This is a genomic window from Micrococcus sp. LASM2_SD2, from assembly GCF_057364565.1.
Window position 1 is genome coordinate 1 of record NZ_JBNFOB010000026.1, and the last position, 16,035, is coordinate 16,035.

Here is a 16,035-nt window from a genome sequence, read left to right on the forward strand (position 1 = left end):
CCGCCCCCGTCCGTCCGGCGGGTGCCGCCGGGAGGCTGCCCGCCGTGCCCGCCGTTCCCAGCACGGCCGCGTAGGCCACCACGGGGCCGACCATCACCGGGTCTGCACGTGGCACCACCAGCGTCAGCCCGGCCGCGGCGAGGCCCACATGGAGCAAGGACTTCCTCGTCCCCAGCCAGCTGCGGCGCCGGTGCGGCCAGAGCGCCGTCACGGAGAACAGGTGCGCCACCAGGAAGGAGCAGAGCAGCAGCAGGAAGGCGTCCTCGGACTGCGCTGCGATGTCCCCGACCGCGGAGAACGCCAGACCCAGCGCCCACAGCCAGCCGGAGCGGTGCTTCAGGCAGCCGTGCAGGGCGAGCACCACGATCAGCGGCGGCGTGTAGAACCAGCGACCGGCGTGCGGGTTCGAACGCCCGGCGGCCTCGGCCCCCATCGTCGCGGCGGCCCCGCCGAGCGAGAGGGCTGCACCACCCCAGAACGCAGCGGGCAGGGAGCGGAAGGCGGGCCGGACCACGGACGGCGAGGGCGCCGTCGTCGCGAGACAGGTGCGGTGGGGAGGCATCCTCCGATCCTGCCACGCCCGGCTCGCCGAACCAGAGGAAGCGGTCACTTCCCCCGCCCGGGAAGCGGCCACTTCTTCTGGTTCGCGGCGCCACACTCTCTGGTTCGGCGTGCCCAAGGCACGAGCCCAGAGCATCAGGCACGCCTCCGGTTCCTTGGCATGGCTGCCCCATCCCGGTTGACTGAGGGCATGACGAGCTTGGACATGGACCATGTCGGCCGTCTCGAGCGCGACGGGTGGGACGCACTCTGCCGTTCTGAGGGCGCCGACTTCTACGGCGAGATGATGGCCGATGACGGGGTCATGATCCTCGTCAACGGCGCTGTTCTCGACCGTGACGCTGTGAGGGCCTCATTGGATTCAGCGCCCGCGTGGGACGGATACGAGATCACGGACGAGCACCTGATCCCCGCCGGGCCCTCGGCCGCCACCCTCGTCTATCGGGCGAAGGCCCATCGGGGCGACGAGGACCCCTTCGAGGCCGTCATGTCCAGCACGTACGCACTCGTCGCAGGCTCGACCCGACTCACGGTGTACCAGCAGACCACCGCCACGCACTGATCTCAGCGATACGGCGGCCAGGTTCCGTTCAGTCGCCGCGGGTGCACCTTCATGCCGTTGCCGCCTGGGCGGCTGTCCAGAATGCGGACTGCCCGTTACCCTGATCCCGACCATTGCAGATTGTGACCGCCATCACCTACCCCTCTCGGCGGTCCGGGACGCGAGAGGCGGACGGCACCTCCATGACCATCTTCCCCGCCACCACGGACCATGAAGAGACCACCGGCGAGCGCCCGGTCACGATCTTCGGCCCGGACTTCCCGTTCGCCTTCGACGACTGGATCTCCCACCCGGACGGTCTCGGCTCGATCCCCAAGGAGGCGCACGGCAGGGAGGTGGCGATCGTCGGCGCCGGGCTGTCCGGCATGGTGGCCGCCTACGAGCTGATGTCCCTGGGGCTGCGCCCGGTGGTCTACGAGGCCACGCAGATCGGCGGGCGCCTGCGCACGCATCGCTTCCCGGGGGACGGCGGCGTCACCGCGGAGCTGGGCGGCATGCGCTTCCCCATCTCCGGCACGTCCTTCTTCCACTACGTCGACCGCCTCGGCCTCACCCACCGCCCGTTCCCGAACCCGCTGACGGAGGCGGCGCGCTCCACGGTGATCGACATCGGCGGCCAGACCCACTACGCGCGCACCGCCGAGGACCTGCCGGAGCACTTCACCGCCATCTCCCAGGCCTGGGCGCACGCCCTGGAGGAGATCGGCTTCCCCGAGCTGCAGGAGGCCATCCGCAACCGGGACACCGCGGAGCTCAAGCGCCGCTGGAACGAGCTCGTGGCGGACTGGGACGACCGCACGTTCTACGACTTCATCGCCTCCTCCACCGCGTTCAGGAACCTGAGCTTCCGGGACCGGGAGGTGTTCGGAGTGGTCGGCTTCGGCACCGGCGGCTGGGACTCGGACTTCCCGAACTCGATGCTGGAGATCCTGCGCGTGGTCCTCACCAACTGCGATGAGAACCAGCGGCTGATCGAGGGAGGCGTGGACCGGCTGCCCCAGGGCCTGTGGACGCTGCCGGCCCGCTCCACCTCGCCGTGGCCGGAGGGCACCACGCTGGCCTCGCTGCACGGCGGCTCCACCCTCCCGGCGGTCGCGAAGGTCACCAAGGACGCGACCGGCCGCTTCGAGGTCACGGACCGCTGGGGCGTGACCCGCACGCACGACGCGGTGGTGGCCACCTGCCACTCCTGGCTGCTGACCACGGAGATCGACTGCGACGAGTCCCTGTTCTCCCAGGACCTGTGGATGGCGCTGGACCGCACCCGCTACATGCAGTCCTCGAAGACCTTCGTGATGGTGGACGAGCCGTTCTGGCTGGAGCAGGACCCGGAGACCGGCCGGGACCGGATGTCCATGACCCTGACGGACCGCCTGACCCGCGGCACCTACCTCTTCGACGACGGCCCCGGGAAGCCGGCCGCGATGTGCCTGTCCTACTCCTGGATGTCCGACTCGCTGAAGATGCTCCCGCACTCTGTGGACCGGCGCGTGGAGCTGGCGCTGTCCGCGCTGGAGAAGATCTACCCGGACCTGGACATCCGCAGCCACATCGTGGGCGAGCCTGTGACAGTGTCCTGGGAGGACGACCCGTACTTCCTCGGCGCGTTCAAGGGCGCCCTGCCGGGCCACTACCGGTACAACCACCGCATGTACACCCACTTCATGCAGCAGGACCTGCCGGAGGCCGAGCGGGGCATCTTCCTCGCCGGGGACGACGTCTCCTTCACCCCCGCCTGGGCCGAAGGCGCCGTGCAGACCGGCCTCAACGCGGTGTGGGGCGTGATGGCCCACTTCGGCGGTGCCTCCCACGAGTCCAACCCGGGCCCCGGGGACGTGTTCGCCGACCTCGCCCCCGTGGACCTCGGGGACTGATCGTCATGCGTGTGGCCGTGTGGCAGCCTGCTCCGCAGCCGCGGGACCCGGAGGGTGCGCTGGAGCGCCTGGACGCGGTGCTGGGCCGTGCCGCGGAGGCGGGCGCGGACGTGCTGGTGGCCCCGGAGATGCTCACCAGCGGCTATGACATCTCCGCCGCGGATACCCGCGCCCTGGCCGAGCCTGCGGACGGGCCCACCTCCCGGCGGGTGCGGGAGCTGTCCGCCCGTCACGGGGTGGCGGTCGCCTACGGCTTCCCGGAGCTCGGGCTTGGCGACGACGGCCCCTCACCTGCCGCTGACCCCTCACCCGGGTCGTCGGCCGGGCCCTCGAATGGCTCCGGCGGCGGGGTGCGCGGCGAGGCCGCCACGGACGACCGCCCCCCGGCTGCGGCGACGCCGATCTACAACTCGGCCAACCTGGTGGACGGGGACGAGCTGCTGCTGACCCACCGGAAGATGCAGCTGTTCGGGGAGCTGGACCGGGCACGGTTCACCCCGGGCCCCTCGGCGCCGGACGTGGTGTGCCTGCGCGGCCGAGCGGTGTCCCTGCTGATCTGCTTCGACGTGGAGTTCCCGGAGGCCGTCCGCGCGGCCGCCCACACGGGCGCGGACCTGGTGCTGGTCCCGACCGCGAACATGCGCGGGTTCGAGTCCGTGAACCGGGTGCTGGTGCCGGCCCGGGCGATCGAGAACGGCGTGACCGTGGCCTACGCCAACTGGGTGGGCACCGAGGGCGGCCAGGACTACTGCGGGCTGTCCGCGGTGGCCGCCCCGGACGGCACCGTGCGGTGGGCCGCCGAGGACGGCGAGGACCTCGTGGTGACGGACGCCCCGGAGCCCACCCTGCGCGGCGGAGACGACGACCACCTCTCCCTTCTGCGCCGGGACCTGTTCGGCTGATCGGCCCCACCCTCGCCACGACCGACTCGCACCGGTCAGGACGACGGCGGGGCCGTCGTCGGGAGGATCAGGTCCCCGGACGGACTCCGTCCGTTCGGATCACGGGTAGAGGCCGCGCAGGACGTGGGCCTCGGCCACGCGCTCCACGGCGGTGACCATGGCGGCCTCGCGCAGGGAGGTGCCGTGCTTCTCCGCGGTGGCGATCAGGCGGCTCCAGGCGCCGGTCATGCGGCGCTCCAGCTTCTCGTTCACCTCGTCCAGGGACCACCAGTAGGACTGGTTGCCCTGCACCCACTCGAAGTAGGACACGATCACGCCGCCGGCGTTGGCGAGGATGTCCGGGACGACCATCACGCCGGCCTCGTTGAGGATGCGGTCGGCCTCGCCGGTGGTGGGGCCGTTGGCGCCCTCCACGACGATGGTGGCCTTCACGTCCGCGGCGTTGTCCTCGGTGAGCACGCCCTCCACGGCGGCCGGGACCAGCAGGTCCACGTCCATGGTGAGCAGGTCCGCGGCCTCGAGCGGCTCGGTGCCCGGGCAGTCGACCACGGAGCCGGTCTCCGCCACATGCTTCTGCAGGGCGCCGAAGTCCAGGCCCTCGGCGTTCTGCACGGCGCCGTACTGGTCCCCGACGCCGAGGACCTTCACGCCGGCGTCCGTGAGGAACTCCACGGTGCCGGAGCCGACCTTGCCGAAGCCCTGCACGGCGGCGGTGGCCTGCGCCGGGTCGATGTCCTTGTGCTTCAGCGCGGCCAGGGCGATCTGGGTGACGCCGAGCGAGGTGGCGGCTGCGCGTCCCTGCGACCCGCCGAGAGCCACCGGCTTGCCGGTGACGATCTCCGGGACGGTGTGACCCACGGAGACGGAGTAGGTGTCCATCATCCAGGCCATCGTGTTCTCGTCCGTGCCCACGTCCGGGGCCGAGATGTCCTTGTCCGGGCCGATGATCGGCATGATCTCGGAGGTGTACCGGCGGGTCACGCGCTCCAGCTCGTCCTCCGAGTAGTCGCGCGGGTCGATGGCCACGCCGCCCTTGGCACCGCCGTAGGGGACGTCCAGCAGCGCACACTTCCAGGTCATCCACATGGCAAGCGCGCGGACCTCGTCCAGGTCCACGGTGGGGGCGAAGCGGGTGCCGCCCTTCGCCGGGCCGCGGGAGAAGTTGTGCTGCACACGGTGGCCGTGGAGGACCTCGACCTCGCCGGAGTCGCGGCGCAGCGGGATCGCCACGGACATCTCACGGCGGGGGCTCTTGAGGATCTCGTGCATGCCATCGTCGTAGCCGAGGGTCTCGATCGCCTTGGCCAGCTGGGCGTGCGCGTTGGCGAGGACGGGCGAGGGGTCGGACGATGCGGTGCTCATCGCGGTGGCATTCCTTCGGGGTCGGGGGCGGAACGGACGCGCGGAGACCACTCGTGACGGCCACCGCGCTGTGGCTCACCCGCGGAACATTAGCGACGGACGACGGGACGGGGCCACCCTTCGGCGGCCCCGTCCCTCTCACTCACCGGAAGCAGTCCTCCACCCTGCGGCACGGCCGGCGGGCGTGGCTCGAGGTCGGGCGGCGGGCGAGCGGGACGGCCCGAGGACTCGTCAGTCCTCCACGGCGAACGCCTCGACGTCCCGCACCGGGCCGGCCACCAGGACGGTGTCCGTGGGCTGCAGGACGTAGTGCCCGGGCGGGAAGCGCCAGCCGGCGCCCTCCTGGACGGCCACCACGCGCATGCCGTGCTCGTCCGCCAGCCCCGCGGCGCGCAGGTCCTGGCCGAGCAGGCGCCGGGGCACCTGGGTGCGGACGATCGCCAGGGCCGGGTCCAGCTGCACGAAGTCCTCCACGGCGCTGCGGACCAGGTGGGCCACACGCCGGCCCATGTCCCGCTCCGGGTGCACCACGTGCTCCACGCCGAGCTGGCGCAGGATCGTCTCGTGGCGGGAGTCGTTGGCCTTGGCCCACAGGTGCGCCGGTTCGAACCGGATCATCAGGGACGAGGTGAGGATGGAGTCGGCGAGGTCTCCGCCGATCGCCACGACGATGTGGTCTGCCTCGTGGACGGACAGCTGCCGCATGGCGACCTCGTCCGTGGTGTCCGCGCGGACCACGTGGGTGAGCACCCCGTTGAGGGACTGCACCACGGCGGGGTCGGAGTCGATGCCCAGGACGTCACAGCCGGCCTCCATGAGCTCGAGCGCGACGCCGCGGCCGAACCGGCCGAGGCCGAGCACGACGACGGTGGAGGCGTCCGACCGACCCATGCGGGCGGCGGCGCCGAAGCGGGGACGACGGTTCTCAGCCAATGAGGGGCCTCTCCTTCGGGAGTTCGAAATGACGGGTGGCGGTGGTCAGGGCCAGGGAGCCGGCCACGACGGCCGGGCCGATGCGGCCCACGAACATCAGGACCATGAGGATCGCCTGGCAGAGTTCCGGCAGGTCCGCGGTGATCCCCGTGGACAGACCCACGGTGCCGAACGCGGACACGCACTCGAACAGCACCTGGTCCGTGGTGAAGCCCGTCATGCCCATGAGCAGGGCGACGGCGACCACCACGCAGGTGGCCGAGAGCATGATGACCGTGATGGCCTCCCGGTGGGTGGACCGGGACAGGCGGCGGCCCATGACGTTCACGGCGGCCTCGCCGCGCAGCTCCGTGACCACGACGGCCAGCAGGACGGCCGCGGTGGTGATCTTGACGCCGCCGGCGGTGCCGGCCGGACCGCCGCCGATGAACATGAGCAGGTCGGTGCCGAGGAGGGTCACCGGGTGCATCTGACCGAAGTCCAGGCTGTTAAAGCCGGCGGTGCGGGTGGTGACGGACTGGAAGAACGCGGCCAGCACCCGCTCCCCCGGCGCCAGCGAGCCGAGGGTGGCCGGGTTGGACCACTCGAGCACCAGGAACATCACGGTGCCTCCGGCCAGCAGCAGCGCCGTGCCCGGCAGGACGAGGCGCGCGGTGAGGCTCCACCGCTCCACGTGGCGCAGGTGATGCCTCAGGGTCAGCACCACGGGCAGGCCGAGGCCGCCGGAGACGATCGCCGCGGCGATGGGCAGGCAGACGAACGGGTCGCCCACGAAGTCCATGAGGTTCGCCGCATGCAGGGCGAAGCCGGCGTTGTTGAAGGCGGAGACCGCGTGGAACAGCCCGTGCCAGACGGCCCTGTGCGGCTCCATCCCGTGCCCGAGCCAGAAGCGCAGGGTCAGGGCCACGAACACGGTGCCCTCGACCAGCGCGGAGAACCCCACCAGGGCGCCGAGCACGCTCGGCATGTCCCCCAGTCCCGGCGTGCGGGCGGCGGCGGCCGCCTCCATGCGCCGGGTGAGGCTCATCCGCCGCAGGATCACCATGCCCAGCACGGTGGTGAAGGTCATCACGCCCAGGCCGCCGATCTTGATCAGGCCGAGGATCACGAACTGCCCGAAGCCGGTCCAGAACGATCCGGTGTCCACCACGCCGAGGCCGGTGACCGTCGTCGCGCTGGTGGCGGTGAAGGCCGCCTCGAGGAGCGTGGGCGGACGGCCCTGGTAGGACACCGGGAGCATCAGCAGCCCGGTCCCCACGAGGATCGCCGTGAAGAAGGAGGAGACCACCCATTGGGTGGGACTCAGACGGAGACGGCGGACGGGCCCCTCCGTGCGCAGTGTCAGTCGCACAGCGCGAGAATCTACTCCTGTCCGGAGCAGAAGGATCCGGTGATCCTCCTCACACCCGCCGCGTCCGCGATACTGCTGACGTCACCGCCGCCGACCGGAGGAGTCCCCGATGCACCACGACGTCACGCTGACCTGCGATGACATCGTCCTGCGCCCGCTCGCCCCGTCCGACGCCCCGGCGCTGCGGGCCGTGGTGGACGAGGAGACCTGGGGAGGGATGTCCGTGCCGTTCCCCCGGTCGGACGCGGAGATGGCCGCGCACCTGCAGACGCTCATCGACACGGACGGGGTGCTGGCGTTCGCCGTGGAGCAGGCCGGCGAGCTGGTCGGCCGCACCACGTTCTACGACTACGTCCCCGGGCTGCGCGTGGAGCTCGGCAACACCATCTACGCCCGCCGGGTCTGGGGCGGCCGGCTGAATCCGACCGTGAAGCTCCTGCTGCTCACCCACGCCTTCGAGGAGCTCCAGGTGGGCCGGGTGGCCCTGCGCTGCGACAGCCGCAACCGCCGCTCCCATGACGCGATCCGCCGCCTCGGGGCCGCCTACGAGGGCACGCTGCGCCGTTTCCGCCCGAGCGCCGCCGGACCCGTGGTGGACGTGGACTACTTCAGCGTCCTCGCCGAGGAGTGGCCGGCCGTCCGTGCCGGGCTCGAGGCGCGGCTGGGTGCCGAGACGCCGCACTGACACGCGCCGGGCGGACGGACGCCCCCGCACCCCCGAAGGGGCCGCAGGGCGTCCGCCCGCCCGTGTGGAGGCCGGGAGGCCCGGAGGCCTGAGAGATCAGAAGCCGTTGTAGCGGTAGGCCTGCTGGCTCCAGAAGGCCGCGCCCCAGGTGTGGGTGAGGGAGACGGCGCCGTAGCCGCCGTTCTGCTCGAGGGTGCGGAACTGGGTCTTGGCCTCGTCCACCCAGCCGTCGAAGATCACCACGTGGCCGGCGGCGCCGGCACTGCCGGGGCCGAGGTTGCCGATGATGTCCCCGGGCTGCAGGTCCTCCTTGGCGATCGGGCTGAACCTCTCGGGCAGGTTCACGGTGGAGTAGGACTGGTCCCGCAGGTTGTAGGCCATGGCCACCATGCCGGAGCAGTCGGTGCGGAACCGGTAGCCGTCCGCGTCCGGGCCCGGGGCATAGGCCTCCATGGAGTACGGCAGCCCCTGGCTGACCCAATGGTTCGCGCGGTCCAGGACCTGCTGGCGATCGGCGCCCGGGTCCGGGGCCGGGTCGCCGGCGGTGTCGCAGGCACCGAGGCCGGTGGCGTCCGGGATGGTCACGTAGGCGCGGGAGACGTAGCCGGTCTGGCCGTTGTAGGTGACCTTGCCCCAGTGGTGGGTGGAGTAGGTGCCCTCGACCTGCTGTCCCTCGGTCTGGCACTCGACCGTGACGTTCACCCCGCCCGGGATGGTGCCGAGCACGGTGGAGCCGGTGTTGGTCTCGGTGCGGATGTTCACGGGTGCGGTGGTGGTGCCGCCGGCGGCGGCGGTGGCGGCGGGGGCCTGGACGGCGGTCAGCCCGCCGGCCATGAGCACGGCGGCGGCGGTGCCGAGGAGTCGCTTGGATCGGGTGGTCGTGGTGTTCTTCTGCATGGACCGGTCTCCTCACGGTGGGCGTGATCTGGGGACGTGCCAACGCGTGGATCACGATGACGCCCCCGACGCTAGGAAGACCGTCTCCCACCCGTCCATGCGCGAAAGCACATCATGTCCACAAGTGCCGGGTGCGATGGACTCAGGTGCCGGGCGGCGGGGACGATCGTTCCCGCCGATGGTTCCCGCCGCCCGCGCCCCCGGCTCGGCGCCGGTCGCGGTGATCAGCGCGTAGCCCGCCCTCGCGCGGATGCGCCCGTCCGCGTCGGCCCTCTCCTCGAGTGCCCGCGCAGGGCGTCCAGCAGCGCCTGCCGCCGCTGCCCGGCCACGGCCAGGGACCAGGTGTGGGTGGGGCTGCCGTGGAGGTAGAGCTTCATGCCGGCCTCGACGCTCGCGAAGTCCCACGGCAGGTCCCGGTGCTCCACGGTCACGTCCGCGAACCACGGCTCGAGCCGCCGGGCGGCGACCTTGTCCCGGCCCCACTGCATGTGGGGCGGATCGGCCGGCTCCTGTCCGTCCGGAGTCAGAGCGGCCATCATCCGGTCCGTCATCTCGGCGAGGAACCCGCGGCCGTCCCAGGCGGTCATCACGAGGGTCCCCCCGGGGGCGAGCACGCGCGCCCACTCGGCGGGTCCGGCCTCCGGGTCGCAGAGCATCGCGGCGAACGAGGAGGCGAGGGCGTCCACGGACCCCTCGTCCAGCCCGGTCGCCTCGCCTGGGGCCAGGACCCAGCGGGCCGTCGGTACCCGGCCGGCCGACCTCCACCATCGCGGGCGTCGGGTCCAGGGCCGTGACGCGGAAGCCGCTCTCCAGCAGCTCCTCGGTGCCCTGCCCGTGCCGGCGCCGAGGTCCAGGACGTGCGCGCCGGGCTCGTGGCGGGCGGCGAGCCGTTCGGCCACAGCGAGCGCGGCGGGCTGCAGACGTGCGGCGGTGGGGGCATAGTCGGAGCTGGCCCAGATCTCTGCGGAGGTCGGCATGCTCATGACCCCAGGCTACTGCGAGTGGCTCGCAACACCAGTGCCGTCCCGACGACGGCCGCCCGCCTCAGGTCAGCCTCGGCGGCCCGACCGGGCCGCGAACTCGTCCAGACAGGCGAGGACCTCGGTGGCCAGCCACACCCGGTTGCGGCGCTGGCCGGAGGCCGGCTGCAGGACGTTCGCATCCACGAGCTGGTCGACAGCCCGCTGGGCGGCTGGCCGAGAGACACCGAGCGCGGCACGCACGTACTCCACAGTCACGGCCGGCTGCGCGATCACCACACCGAGGGCCCGCCAGGCGGCCGCATCACGGCGGGCCGTCAGGGCCTCGGACCACCGCGCGTGCGCGGACACGAGGTCCGCGACAAGACGCCGACCGTTGCCGCCGCGGCCAGGGCGGCGTGGACGAAGCTGCGCACGATGGGAGTGGCGTCCCCGTGCCGGAATGCGGTCAGCGACTCGAAGTAGCCCTGCGTGTCCGTGAGCAGTCCGGCCGAGAGCGGGACCGTGATCCGGGACATCGTGCCGGCACGATGCAGGAGCGCGTGGATGAGCACGCGGCCCGTGCGGCCGTTGCCGTCCACGAAGGGATGGATCGTCTCGAACTGCGCGTGCGCCACGGCCGCGTGGACCAGCACAGGGACGTCCGTGCGATGCAGGTAGGAGAACAGGTCTGCCATGCCGACGGCGATCCGCTCCGGATGCGGTGGGACGAAGGCCGCCGTGTGCGGAGTCGGAGCAGAACCGCCGATCCACGCCTGCACCGTGCGGTACTCCCCCGGGCACGCCGCCGACTGGCCGTCCATGAGGGCATGGTGCGCCGACAGGAGAGCTGCCTCGTCCAACTCGTCTGCCAGGGCGACGGCAGCGTTCATCGCCCTGACGTTGGCGGCGACCAGTGCGGCGTTCGGGCGGGTCTTCTCCCCCAGTGTCGCCAGGGCGAGTGCTTTGGCGCCGGCGGTGATGTGCTCGATCTGGGACGAGGATGCGGACTCGGTGCGCAGGAGGACGGCGTCGAGGGGGGCGATGTCCCCGGTGAGATCCGGCAGGGAACGGGAGATCTCGGCGTCGAAGCGGACGATCTCCGCGACGGCGTCCTCCGCTTCGGCGAGCACCTCTTCAGGGAGGTCCAGGTGCAGGTCCGTGATGCGCGCGGGCACACTCGCCTGGTAGGGACCTGCGCGCGGACACGGGCACGACGGGTCAGCAGACCCGCGTCGTCAGGGTCTGCGGCCCACGTCCTCTCCTCCCAGCCGACGGCCGGAGAGATGCGTTCATTGGTGCACATCGCCCCAAGCTTACGCAACGATGAGCCAAGATCGTTGCGCACTTGGATCAGCTGAGAACACTTATGGGGCCACACGCGACGCGTCCGCAGCCCTCAGGATGTGCGCTCGAAGACCTTTCGACCGGCGAACCAGGTCTGAACTGCCTGCACACCAGGGAGCGGTTCGGCTGGAGGCGGGATCCTCGATCCTCTCCGAGCGTCTCCTGGATGGCATTCGGGATCACCCCAGGGAACCAGAGTGCCGGCGAGATGTCCGCCACCACCCCGAGCTCACGGAAGCGCCCGATGTCCTCCGGATGCACGAACTGCCCGTGGGCTACGTGGTAGCGGGGATCCGTGAACCCTGCCGCCCTGACCTTCGCCACCGTGTCCAACACCAGGCGAACGGAGGCGTCTGCGGTGCAGTGGATCTTCGCGGAGATCCCCCGCTCCGCGGTACGCGACGACCTTTCCGTCGGTCACAGCCAAGGCGGGGACGATCCCGTGTTCGGGATCCATGGTGTCGACAGTCCCGTTGATGAAGAGGGTGTGCGCATCCTTGTCCCAAGGATCACAGCACCAGAGGTCTGCGTCTTGACTCTCCGTGTAGGCCCGTCGTGAATCCGCGCAGAGCGACGCTTGTCTCAGCCCCGCACGCGGATGCCGTCCGGGCCCAGCTCCATGGTGACGGCGGAGAGGTCCGGCACCACGTGGTGGGCGTCGGTGAGCCGGTCAGGGTCGTGGGAGGTGGCCACGGCCAGCACGGTGGCGCCGGCGTTGCGGCCCGCGCCGACGCCGGCCGGGGCGTCCTCCACCACGAGGCAGCGGGCGGGGTCCAGGCCGAGGCGCTCGGCGGCCATCCGGTAGCCCTGCGGGTGCGGCTTGCCCACGGTCACGTCCTCGGCGGCGATGAACACGTCCGGCACCGGCAGGCCTGCGGCGGCCAGGCGGATGCCCATGAGCTCGCGCCCGCCGGAGGTGACGGCGGCCCAGCGGTCGTCCGGCAGCCCCTCCAGGATCCGGAGAGCGCCGGGCAGGGCGGCGATGCCCTCGACGTCCCCGGTCTCGTAGGCGAACAGCTCCGCGGCGGCGTCGTCCACCTGGTCCGCGGGGAAGAACTCCTCGATGGTGTCCCGGGCGCGGCGACCGTGGGTGACGGACAGCAGCCGCTCCACGTCCAGTCCGTGGGCACGGCCGAGGCGGGCCCAGGAGCGCTCCACGGAGCCGGTGGAGTCGGCGAGCGTGCCGTCGATGTCGAAGAGGACGGCGTCCACGGTGAGGTCGAAGGAGGTCATGTCCTCCAGGCTGTCACGGGCTCAGGCGCTGCGGACAGCGGTGTGGCGCGCGATGTAGGCGGCGGTAGTGGCGGTGAGGTCCGGGCGGGCGCGGCGGACCCGGCCGATCAGGTCCAGCTCCGTGACCCCCGCGAGGCCGCCGGGCACCAGCGCCTCGGCCCAGGCGGCGGCCTGGGACTCGCAGGAGAAGCCGGCCTCCCGCAGGACGATGCGCTGGTCGCGCCGGTCACCGAAGACCTTCCGCCAGAACGTGTTGCCGCCGTCGCCGACCGCCATGACCGTGCTCCCTCCGCCGTCATGTCCGTCCGGGAAGGCCCTCCGCCTCCCGGTACGGGTGCAGGCCGCGCGGTCTGCCGCGCCTCCGGTGCGCCCGTGGCTCCCACGCTAGTGACCGTCCGGCCCGGCCACCTCCGTCGGAAGGTGGATCCTGCCGATCCCCCGTTCCCCCTCGGGTCGGAGCCGAGCCCGTCTCCCCGGGAGCGCCCCCCGCTTCTCACCCGGCCCGCGCCGGCACCGGGCCCGACCACGGATCTATTCCCTCCCGGTGCGGATGTGTCCTCAGGTTTCCCTGCGTGTCTCCGTGTGTCCGGGCCCCTCGCCTCTGCCCAGCCTGCGGGTGTGTCATGTCCGCCATGATCATCACCGGACTCCTCCTCGGCACCGTGCTGGGCTTCGTGTTCCAGCGGGGACGCTTCTGCGTCACGGGTGCCTTCCGCGACCTGTTCACCATCCGCTCCTCGCGCTGGTTCACGGCGTTCATGGTGGTGGTGGCCGTGCAGTCCGTGGGCGTGTTCGCCCTGGACTCGCTCGGCGTCATCTCCCTGGCGCCGGAGACGTTCCCGTGGCTGGGCACCATCATCGGCGGCCTGATCTTCGGCTTCTCGATCGTCCTGGCCGGCGGCTGCGCCACCGGCACCTACTACCGCGCCGCCGAGGGCCTGGTGGGCTCCTGGTTCGCGCTGATCTTCTACATCGTGGGCGCCGCGGCGTTCCGCAAGGGTCCGCTGGCCGGCACCACCGAGGCCGTGCGCTCCGTGGAGACCCAGACCGGCTCGCTGCAGCAGGCCACCGGCATCTCCCCGTGGGTGTTCGTGACGATCCTCGTGGTGGCCGTCGGCCTGGCCGTGCGCCACCACCTCCGCAAGGAGTCCCAGATGACGCGCTTCCGCCTGCCGGCCACCAAGACCGGCCTGGCGCACGTGCTCACGGAGAAGGCGTGGCACCCGTTCGTCACCGCGGCGATCATCGGCGTCCTCGCGATCCTGGCCTGGCCGCTGTCCTGGGCCACCGGCCGCGAGTCCGGGCTGGGCATCACCGGCCCGTCCGCGAACATCGGCGCGTTCATCGGCACCGGTGACATGGAGCTCGTGGACTGGGGCGTGATGCTCGTGCTCGGCCTGCTGGTCGGCTCGTTCGTCGCCGCGAAGGCCTCCGGCGAGTTCCGCCTGCGCGTCCCGGACGCCACCACCACGGTCCGCTCGATCATCGGCGGCCTCGGCATGGGCTGGGGCGCCGCGTGGGCCGGCGGCTGCACCATCGGCAACGCCATGGTGAACACCGCGACCTTCACCTTCCAGGGCTGGACCGCCCTGCTGTTCATGGTGCTGGGCACCGGGCTGGCCGCGAAGATCTTCATCCTGAACCACAAGGGCAAGGGCACCACGTCCATCGGGGGCACCGGCACGGACGGCGCGGCGGCGGAGTCCGCCCGCGGCCCGGTCAAGCTCACCCCGGTCGGCTGACCCCTTCCCTTCCCGACGACGGCCCCTCCCCTTCCCCACCCGGCCCGCCTTCCCAGGCGGGCGGGCAGGCGGAGGCGGGTGCCGTCGTCGGGAAACCGAGACACCGAAGCACAGACCCAAAGGAGACACCCATGGCGAAGCACCTTCTCGAGACCGACGGCCAGGTCTGCCCCTTCCCGCTGGTGGAGGCCAAGCAGGCGATGAACCAGATCCCCAGCGGTGACGAGCTGATCATCGAGTTCGACTGCACCCAGGCCACCGACTCGCTGCCCCGCTGGGCCGCCGAGGACGGCCACGAGGTCACCGAGTTCACCAAGCGCGGGGACGCGTCCTGGTCCATCACCGTGAAGAAGGGCTGAGGGGCGGAGGAGCCCCTCAGCTCTTCCGCACGCCACGGCGGCCTCAGACCTCCAGCAGCACCTTGATCTCGCGACGCTCGTCCATGGCCCGGTACGCCTCGGCGGCGTCGTCGATCGGCATGCGCGCGGTGAACACGCGGCCGGGCTGGATCTCCCCGGACTGGATGCGCTCGATCAGCTCCGGCAGGAAGCGGCGCACGGGGGCCGGGCCGCCCTCGAGGTGGATCTCGAGACCGAAGAGCCTCGAGCCGTCGATGGTCTGGTCGTGGGAGACGCCCACGAAGCCCACGTGCCCGCCGGGGCGCACCGAGGCCAGTGCCTGGTCCATGGAGCCCTGCGTGCCGACGGCCTCGCACACCCCGTGCGCGCCGTAGCCGCCGGTGAGCTCGCGCACCTGGGCGGCGCCCTCCTCGCCGCGCTCGGCGATCACGACGTCCGCGCCGAACTCACGGGCGAGTGCGGCCCGATCCTCATGGCGGGAGAACACGATGACCTGCTCGGCGCCGAGGGTCTTGGCGGCCAGGACGGCGCCACAGGCCGACGGCGCCGTCGCCGACCACGGCGATGGTCTTGCCGGGGCCGGCCTGCGCGGCGACGGCGGCGTACCATCCGGTGCCGAGCACATCCGAGGCGGCGAGGTAGTCGGCCAGGCGGTCCGGGTCCGAGGGCTCGCCCCCGGGCACCTTCACGAGGGAGCCGTCGGCGAGCTCGACGCGCATGTACTGAGCCTGGCTGCCCGTGTACTCGCCAGCGTTGACGCAGCGGGACTGGTAGCCGGCCTGGCAGATCTCGCACGTGTTGTCCGAGAGCATGAAGGAGCCGATCACGAAGTCGCCGACCTCGAGGATGGCGACGCCCTCGCCCTTCTCCACGATCGTGCCGACGTACTCGTGGCCCATGCGCCGGTGGTCGACGTCGTTGTGGCCGCGGTAGGGCCACAGGTCAGAGCCGCACACGCACGCGGCGGCCAGCTTCAGGACCACGTCCGTGGACTTCGCGACGCGCGGGGTGTCCACCTCCTCGACGACGACGTCGCCGGGCGCGCGCATGATCACGGCCTTCATCGTCTCGGGGATGGCAGGGGTGGCGGGGGTCTGTGCGGTCATGGTCTGTCCTCCGGTCTGGCCCGGCGGTCCGGGCGGCGGTGTGCGGGGACCAGTCTTACGCCCCTGGGCCGTGAAGACGACACATCGGCGTCGCAGGCGGACCGGCGGATGAAGCGCCCTGGGGTTTCCGTTTCCGATCCAAAACGAAGGAGAAATCGGAAC

Annotated in this window: 16 protein-coding genes and 2 pseudogenes; 6 read left to right on the plus strand and 12 right to left on the minus strand. The window is 71.7% G+C overall.

Translation table 11 applies throughout. The features are described 5' to 3' along the window. On the minus strand, window positions 1-562 hold a 562-nt coding region (locus tag AC2W7A_RS02875), incomplete at its 3' end, for a lysoplasmalogenase family protein (protein ID WP_485990025.1). Window positions 563-721: 159 nt separating this feature from the next. On the opposite strand from AC2W7A_RS02875, the gene AC2W7A_RS02880 reads away from it, so the two are divergent. From AC2W7A_RS02880 to AC2W7A_RS02890, 3 genes are all read left to right on the plus strand, one after another. Continuing rightward, complete coding sequence (locus tag AC2W7A_RS02880; protein ID WP_485990026.1) at window positions 722-1,123, plus strand: nuclear transport factor 2 family protein; 402 nt, start codon at window positions 722-724, stop codon at window positions 1,121-1,123. A gap of 182 nt (window positions 1,124-1,305) precedes the next feature. Beyond that, a complete protein-coding gene (locus AC2W7A_RS02885) occupies window positions 1,306-2,997 on the plus strand; it encodes a flavin monoamine oxidase family protein (protein ID WP_485990027.1) in 1,692 nt (563 codons plus the stop codon). Between the two features lie 5 nt (window positions 2,998-3,002). Continuing rightward, entirely contained in the window at window positions 3,003-3,899 is an 897-nt protein-coding gene (locus AC2W7A_RS02890; protein WP_485990028.1) for a nitrilase-related carbon-nitrogen hydrolase, read from the plus strand. Window positions 3,900-3,998: 99 nt separating this feature from the next. Here the strand turns inward: AC2W7A_RS02890 and AC2W7A_RS02895 are convergent, their stop codons facing one another. The 3 genes from AC2W7A_RS02895 to AC2W7A_RS02905 form a co-directional block, all read right to left on the minus strand. Continuing rightward, window positions 3,999-5,261 carry a Glu/Leu/Phe/Val family dehydrogenase gene (locus tag AC2W7A_RS02895; RefSeq protein WP_485990029.1) on the minus strand — a complete coding sequence of 421 codons (1,263 nt, stop codon included), beginning with the start codon at window positions 5,259-5,261 and terminating at the stop codon, window positions 3,999-4,001. Between the two features lie 231 nt (window positions 5,262-5,492). Continuing rightward, window positions 5,493-6,194: a potassium channel family protein gene (locus tag AC2W7A_RS02900; protein ID WP_485990030.1), complete on the minus strand. Its 702-nt coding sequence runs from the start codon at window positions 6,192-6,194 to the stop codon at window positions 5,493-5,495. Further along, window positions 6,187-7,482, minus strand: a complete 1,296-nt coding sequence (locus AC2W7A_RS02905; RefSeq protein ID WP_485990031.1) for a TrkH family potassium uptake protein — start codon at window positions 7,480-7,482, stop codon at window positions 6,187-6,189. The genes AC2W7A_RS02900 and AC2W7A_RS02905 overlap by 8 nt, the downstream gene beginning before the upstream one ends. A gap of 172 nt (window positions 7,483-7,654) precedes the next feature. Between AC2W7A_RS02905 and AC2W7A_RS02910 the strand changes: the two genes are divergently transcribed. After that, entirely contained in the window at window positions 7,655-8,230 is a 576-nt protein-coding gene (locus AC2W7A_RS02910) for a GNAT family N-acetyltransferase (protein ID WP_485990032.1), read from the plus strand. A 96-nt stretch (window positions 8,231-8,326) separates the two neighbouring features. On the opposite strand, the gene AC2W7A_RS02915 is transcribed toward AC2W7A_RS02910, so the two are convergent. From AC2W7A_RS02915 to AC2W7A_RS02945, 7 genes and pseudogenes are all read right to left on the minus strand, one after another. Beyond that, entirely contained in the window at window positions 8,327-9,127 is an 801-nt protein-coding gene (locus AC2W7A_RS02915) for an SH3 domain-containing protein (RefSeq protein ID WP_485990033.1), read from the minus strand. A gap of 224 nt (window positions 9,128-9,351) precedes the next feature. Continuing rightward, a complete protein-coding gene (locus tag AC2W7A_RS02920; RefSeq protein ID WP_485990034.1) occupies window positions 9,352-10,110 on the minus strand; it encodes a class I SAM-dependent methyltransferase in 759 nt (252 codons plus the stop codon). A 66-nt stretch (window positions 10,111-10,176) separates the two neighbouring features. Next, entirely contained in the window at window positions 10,177-10,458 is a 282-nt protein-coding gene (locus AC2W7A_RS02925; protein ID WP_485990035.1) for a MarR family transcriptional regulator, read from the minus strand. Further along, entirely contained in the window at window positions 10,425-11,264 is an 840-nt protein-coding gene (locus AC2W7A_RS02930) for a Fic family protein (RefSeq protein ID WP_485990036.1), read from the minus strand. The genes AC2W7A_RS02925 and AC2W7A_RS02930 overlap by 34 nt, the downstream gene beginning before the upstream one ends. A gap of 175 nt (window positions 11,265-11,439) precedes the next feature. After that, window positions 11,440-11,820 (minus strand): annotated as a pseudogene (locus tag AC2W7A_RS02935) (amidohydrolase family protein); the annotation flags it as partial. Window positions 11,821-12,015: 195 nt separating this feature from the next. After that, window positions 12,016-12,666 (minus strand): HAD-IA family hydrolase, encoded by a 651-nt coding sequence (locus AC2W7A_RS02940; protein WP_485990037.1) that lies wholly within the window; start codon window positions 12,664-12,666, stop codon window positions 12,016-12,018. 21 nt (window positions 12,667-12,687) lie between these two features. Then, window positions 12,688-12,942: a hypothetical protein gene (locus tag AC2W7A_RS02945; RefSeq protein ID WP_485990038.1), complete on the minus strand. Its 255-nt coding sequence runs from the start codon at window positions 12,940-12,942 to the stop codon at window positions 12,688-12,690. 356 nt (window positions 12,943-13,298) lie between these two features. Between AC2W7A_RS02945 and AC2W7A_RS02950 the strand changes: the two genes are divergently transcribed. Both AC2W7A_RS02950 and AC2W7A_RS02955 read left to right on the plus strand, forming a co-directional pair. After that, window positions 13,299-14,408, plus strand: a complete 1,110-nt coding sequence (locus AC2W7A_RS02950) for a YeeE/YedE thiosulfate transporter family protein (RefSeq protein ID WP_485990040.1) — start codon at window positions 13,299-13,301, stop codon at window positions 14,406-14,408. Window positions 14,409-14,539: 131 nt separating this feature from the next. Then, window positions 14,540-14,767 (plus strand): sulfurtransferase TusA family protein, encoded by a 228-nt coding sequence (locus tag AC2W7A_RS02955; RefSeq protein ID WP_485990039.1) that lies wholly within the window; start codon window positions 14,540-14,542, stop codon window positions 14,765-14,767. Window positions 14,768-14,810: 43 nt separating this feature from the next. Here AC2W7A_RS02955 and AC2W7A_RS02960 read toward each other — a convergent pair. Further along, window positions 14,811-15,831: pseudogene (locus tag AC2W7A_RS02960) on the minus strand (zinc-binding dehydrogenase). Window positions 15,832-16,035 lie beyond the last annotated feature (204 nt).

Bases quoted from the DNA above. Each gene is read 5' to 3' on its own strand.
- AC2W7A_RS02920 (WP_485990034.1), bottom strand. From the start codon at position 10,110: ATGAGCATGCCGACCTCCGCAGAGATCTGGGCCAGCTCCGACTATGCC.
- AC2W7A_RS02940 (WP_485990037.1), bottom strand. From the start codon at position 12,666: ATGACCTCCTTCGACCTCACCGTGGACGCCGTCCTCTTCGACATCGAC.
- AC2W7A_RS02955 (WP_485990039.1), top strand. From the start codon at position 14,540: ATGGCGAAGCACCTTCTCGAGACCGACGGCCAGGTCTGCCCCTTCCCG.
- AC2W7A_RS02945 (WP_485990038.1), bottom strand. From the start codon at position 12,942: ATGGCGGTCGGCGACGGCGGCAACACGTTCTGGCGGAAGGTCTTCGGT.
- AC2W7A_RS02885 (WP_485990027.1), top strand. From the start codon at position 1,306: ATGACCATCTTCCCCGCCACCACGGACCATGAAGAGACCACCGGCGAG.
- AC2W7A_RS02915 (WP_485990033.1), bottom strand. From the start codon at position 9,127: ATGCAGAAGAACACCACGACCACCCGATCCAAGCGACTCCTCGGCACC.
- AC2W7A_RS02910 (WP_485990032.1), top strand. From the start codon at position 7,655: ATGCACCACGACGTCACGCTGACCTGCGATGACATCGTCCTGCGCCCG.
- AC2W7A_RS02950 (WP_485990040.1), top strand. From the start codon at position 13,299: ATGATCATCACCGGACTCCTCCTCGGCACCGTGCTGGGCTTCGTGTTC.
- AC2W7A_RS02890 (WP_485990028.1), top strand. From the start codon at position 3,003: ATGCGTGTGGCCGTGTGGCAGCCTGCTCCGCAGCCGCGGGACCCGGAG.
- AC2W7A_RS02895 (WP_485990029.1), bottom strand. From the start codon at position 5,261: ATGAGCACCGCATCGTCCGACCCCTCGCCCGTCCTCGCCAACGCGCAC.
- AC2W7A_RS02880 (WP_485990026.1), top strand. From the start codon at position 722: ATGGCTGCCCCATCCCGGTTGACTGAGGGCATGACGAGCTTGGACATG.